Origin of the sequence: Roseateles sp. (assembly GCF_031397715.1) — a bacterium.
Classification (GTDB): Bacteria; Pseudomonadota; Gammaproteobacteria; order Burkholderiales; family Burkholderiaceae_C; genus Paucibacter_A.
This window is the reverse complement of the sequence record NZ_JANNMI010000103.1, coordinates 1-4,277: the sequence shown is the minus strand read 5'-3', so window position 1 is coordinate 4,277 and position 4,277 is coordinate 1. Positions and strand designations below refer to the sequence as shown.

Annotated in this window: 4 protein-coding genes; all 4 read left to right on the top strand. The window is 62.5% G+C overall.

Annotated elements, in window-relative coordinates; genetic code table 11:
* Positions 1-441, top strand: a 441-nt coding sequence (locus RMO57_RS04455; protein WP_310384609.1) for an amino acid ABC transporter permease, incomplete at its 5' end; no start/stop codon positions are given.
* Positions 438-1,136, top strand: a complete 699-nt coding sequence (locus tag RMO57_RS04450) for an amino acid ABC transporter permease (RefSeq protein WP_310384607.1) — start codon at positions 438-440, stop codon at positions 1,134-1,136. The genes RMO57_RS04455 and RMO57_RS04450, both read left to right, overlap by 4 nt.
* Before the next feature lie 109 nt (positions 1,137-1,245).
* On the top strand, positions 1,246-1,980 hold the full coding sequence (locus tag RMO57_RS04445) for an amino acid ABC transporter ATP-binding protein (RefSeq protein ID WP_310384604.1): 735 nt from the start codon (positions 1,246-1,248) through the stop codon (positions 1,978-1,980).
* Between the two features lie 394 nt (positions 1,981-2,374).
* Positions 2,375-4,277: lamin tail domain-containing protein (locus tag RMO57_RS04440; RefSeq protein WP_310384603.1), on the top strand; the 1,903-nt coding region annotated here is incomplete at its 3' end.

The following is a 4,277-nucleotide window of genomic DNA, read 5'->3' as shown; positions in this document are numbered from 1 at the left end:
TTTCTGCAGCTGCGCCAGGTGCCCAGCTTTGTGTTGGTGGTGCTGGCGCTAGGATTTTTCACCTCGGCGCGGATTGCCGAGCAGGTGCGCGCCGGCATCCAGAGCCTGCCCAAGGGCCAGAGCTATGCGGGCCTGGCGATGGGTTTCACGCTGCCGCAAACCTACCGCTATGTGCTGCTGCCGATGGCCTTTCGCATCGTCATACCGCCGCTGACCAGCGAGAGCATGAACATCATCAAGAACTCCTCAGTGGCCTTCGCGGTCAGCATCACCGAGCTGACCATGTTCGCCATGCAGGCGCAGGAGGAAACTTCCCGCGGCATCGAGGTCTATCTGGCCGTCACCGGGCTGTACTTTGTGTCCGCCTTCGCCGTCAACCGCATTGCCCTCTTGATTGAAAACCGGGCGCAGGTGCCGGGCATGGTGGGAGCGGGCAAATGAGTAATCTTCAACTCGATTTCGCCTTTCTTGACTGGAGCGTCATCTCCAGCTTTATCCTCAAGGGCCTCATCTTTTCGGTGCAGCTGACGCTGATTGCCACCGTCTGCGGCATTTTGTTGGGCACCTTGTTGGCGCTGATGCGCTTGTCGGGCAAAAGGTGGCTGGCCATACCGGCGGCCTTCTACGTCAATACTTTGCGCTCGATCCCCTTGGTGATGGTGATTCTGTGGTTCTTCTTGTTGATTCCGGCCGCGTTTTACGGCGTCATTGGCGGCGAGTGGGGGGCCAACAACCGCACCGAGCTGTCGGCCATCATTACCTTCACGGTGTTCGAGGCCGCCTACTTTTCGGAGATCATGCGGGCCGGCATCCAGTCGGTGTCGCGCGGCCAGGTCAACGCCGGCTACGCCGTGGGCATGAGCTACGCCCAGACCATGCAGCTGGTGGTGTTGCCACAGGCCTTCCGCAATATGTTGCCGGTGTTGATGACGCAAACCATCATCCTGTTTCAGGACACTTCGCTGGTCTACGCCATCGGTGCCTATGACCTGCTTAAGGGCTTCGAGGTCGCCGGCCGCAATTTCAACCGCCCGGTGGAAACCTATCTGGTGGCCGCTGTCGTCTACTTTGTCATCTGCTTCAGCATGTCCATGCTGGTGCGCCGACTGCAAAAGAAGATTGCCATCATCCGCTAGTCATGCGGCCCCCGGCAGCGCGTACGCTGCCGCCCCCCGCGGGGGCGCTCAAACGGTTTGGGGCGGCCCGGCACCGTTTGAGCCGTGCCAACATATCAGGAGTTACTCGATGATCGATATCAAAAACGTTTCTAAGTGGTACGGCGCCTTCCAAGTGCTGACCGACTGCACGACCAGCATCAAAAAAGGCGAAGTCGTGGTGGTCTGCGGGCCGTCCGGCTCGGGCAAGTCCACCCTGATCAAGACCGTCAATGCGCTGGAGCCGTTTCAAAAGGGCGACATCATCGTCGACGGCATCTCGCTGGCCGACCCCAAGACCAACTTGCCCAAGCTGCGCTCGCGGGTCGGCATGGTGTTCCAGCATTTCGAGCTGTTCCCCCACCTGAGCGTGACCGAGAACCTGACCATCGCTCAGATCAAGGTCTTGGGCCGCACGCCCGACGAGGCCAAGGCCCGTGGCCTGAAGATGTTGGACCGGGTCGGCCTGTCGGCGCACAAGGACAAGTTCCCCGGTCAGCTGTCGGGCGGCCAGCAGCAGCGGGTCGCGATCGCGCGGGCGCTGTCGATGGACCCGATCGTGATGCTGTTCGACGAGCCGACCTCGGCACTCGACCCCGAAATGGTCGGCGAGGTGCTGGACGTGATGGTCAAGCTGGCCGAGGAGGGCATGACCAGGAAGAGCGTCACCCATGAGATGGGTTTCGCCAGAAAAGTCAGCCACCGCGTCATCTTCATGGACGCCGGCAAGATCGTCGAGGACTGCAAGCGCGAAGAATTCTTCGGCAAGCCCGAAGAGCGCTCGGTTCGGGCGCGCGAGTTCCTCGACAAGATCCTCCAGCATTGATTGTTGCTAGCGCAGCACGCAGCCGGGACGGCTGTGGGCTGCGTTGCAATAGCTGCACCGCGTTTGTGCAATGCAAACGCCGGTGGTGCGCTTGTTTTGCGCATGAACCAATATCGGGCGATATTGCCGAACAATATCTGTGACCGTTTGAAAATAGTCCTTTTGGCTCACGGGTAAACCCTTTATTCACGCAGAACTTGCATTTGTCTAATTAATGCAACCCCGTGAATACGGTGTCTCGGCTTGTCACACTTCGACGCTAACATTCAAATAACTGGGGCTGGCACTGGATTGAATGGAGGGTGGCAAACGTTTGCCGCCGCCAATGAGCAGGGTGCCCGACCGGAGTGTCTTTTTGGTTCGCTGGTGTTTCTATACCCCTCTTGGAGTCCGCATGAAATTGAAAACTCTCGTCAGCTTATTGGCAGTCGCGTTTGCAGCCCCGGCCGCGATGGCGGCGAATGATATTGTCATCAGCCAGGTCTATGGCGGCGGCGGCAATAACGGCGCCACGTTAAAGAACGATTTCATCGAGTTATTCAATCGCGGTGCGGCACCCATCAGCCTGAAGGGCTGGAGCGTGCAGTACGCCAGCGCCGCCGGCACCAGCTTCCAAGTCACGACCTTGCCCGATGTGAGCCTGCAGCCGGGCCAGTACTTGTTGGTGCAGCAAGCCGCCGGCACCGGCGGCACGGTCAGTTTGCCAACGCCCGACAAGATCGGCACCCTGGCGATGTCCGGCACCGCCGGCAAGGTGGTGTTGGCCAATATCGCCACGCCGGTGGCGGCTGCCACGGCAGCGACCGTGCTGGATCTGGTGGCCTATGGCGCTACCGCCACGCCATTTGAAGGCGCCGGCCCGACGCCCGCGCCGTCGAACAGCGCCGCCGTTTTCCGGGCGCTCGGTGGCTGTACCGACACCGACCAGAACCAAAGCGATTTTTCCGCCGCCGCGCCGGCGCCGCGCAACACCGCATCGGCGTTCAATGTCTGCGGTGGCGTGACGCCGCCGCTTGACAAGCCCATCGTCCCTGTCTGCCCAGACACCACCGTCACCGCCGGCACTGCCGCGCGCTTCAGCGTGACGGCCAGCGACGCCGACAGCATCGTCAACGCCGCGGCCATCAGCGGCAGCTGGCCCGCGGCGTTCACGCTCGGCGCCTTCAGCGCCGCCAGCGCCGATGGCGGCGTGGCCAGCCAAGAAATCGAGGTGGCCAGCAGTGTCACCGGTGGCAGCTACAGCTTGAATCTGGCTTGGGCCAACAACGAAGCGCAAACCGCCAGCTGCACCATCAAGGTCAGCGCCGCCGGCTTCGCGCCGATCTATGGCATCCAAGGCAGCGGCAACAGCAGCCCGATGGACAAGGCCACGGTCAGCACCGGTGGCATCGTCACCTACCTGGCGCCAACCGGGTTCTACCTGCAAGACCCCCTGGGTGACGGCAACCCCGCCACGTCGGACGGCATCTTTGTCTTCACCGCCGCCGCGCCCACGGTGGCGGTCGGGCAAGAGATCAAACTGAGCGGCGTGGTGGCCGAGTTTGCGTCCGGCAACAGCAGCATCACGCAGCTGACCAATGTCAGCGGTTTGACGACCCTCAGCAGCGGCCATGCGATCACCCCGACCGTGGTCGACCTGAGCACCCTGGCCACCGGCGCACTGGAGGCTTACGAAGGCATGCTGGTGACGCTGGCTGGCCCGGTGATGGTGCAGCAGAACTACTTCCTGGGCCGCTATGGTCAACTGACGCTGGCCGCCGGTGGGCGCTTGCTCAACCCGACCAATGTGATGCGCCCCGGCCCCGATGCGCAGGCTTTAGCCAAGAGCAATCTGGCCCGCGCCATCATCCTGGACGACAACAGCTCGGCTCAAAATCCTGCCGTGGTGCCTTTCATGGGCGAGGACCTGACGGTGCGCGCCGGTGACACGATCGCTTCGCTGACCGGCGTGATCGACTACGGCCTGGCCACCAACAACAACCCCGGCCTGGGCCTGTACAAGATCCACCCGCTGACGCCACCCGTCTTCACGCCCGGCAATGCCAGGGCGGCAGCGCCCGACGCCGTGGGCGGCAACCTCAAGGTGGCCAGCTTCAACGTGCTGAACTACTTCACCGCCTACACCAACGGCGGCGGCACGGCCAGCGGCTGCAGCCTGGGCGGCACGGTCAGCACGGCCCACTGCCGCGGCGCCAACAACGCCGCCGAATTCACCCGCCAGCAGACCAAAATCGTCGAGGCGATGGTCGCCATCGATGCCGACGTGCTGGGACTGATGGAGCTAGAGAACAACGGCA

Bases quoted from the DNA above. Each gene is read 5' to 3' on its own strand.
- RMO57_RS04450 (WP_310384607.1), top strand. From the start codon at position 438: ATGAGTAATCTTCAACTCGATTTCGCCTTTCTTGACTGGAGCGTCATC.
- RMO57_RS04445 (WP_310384604.1), top strand. From the start codon at position 1,246: ATGATCGATATCAAAAACGTTTCTAAGTGGTACGGCGCCTTCCAAGTG.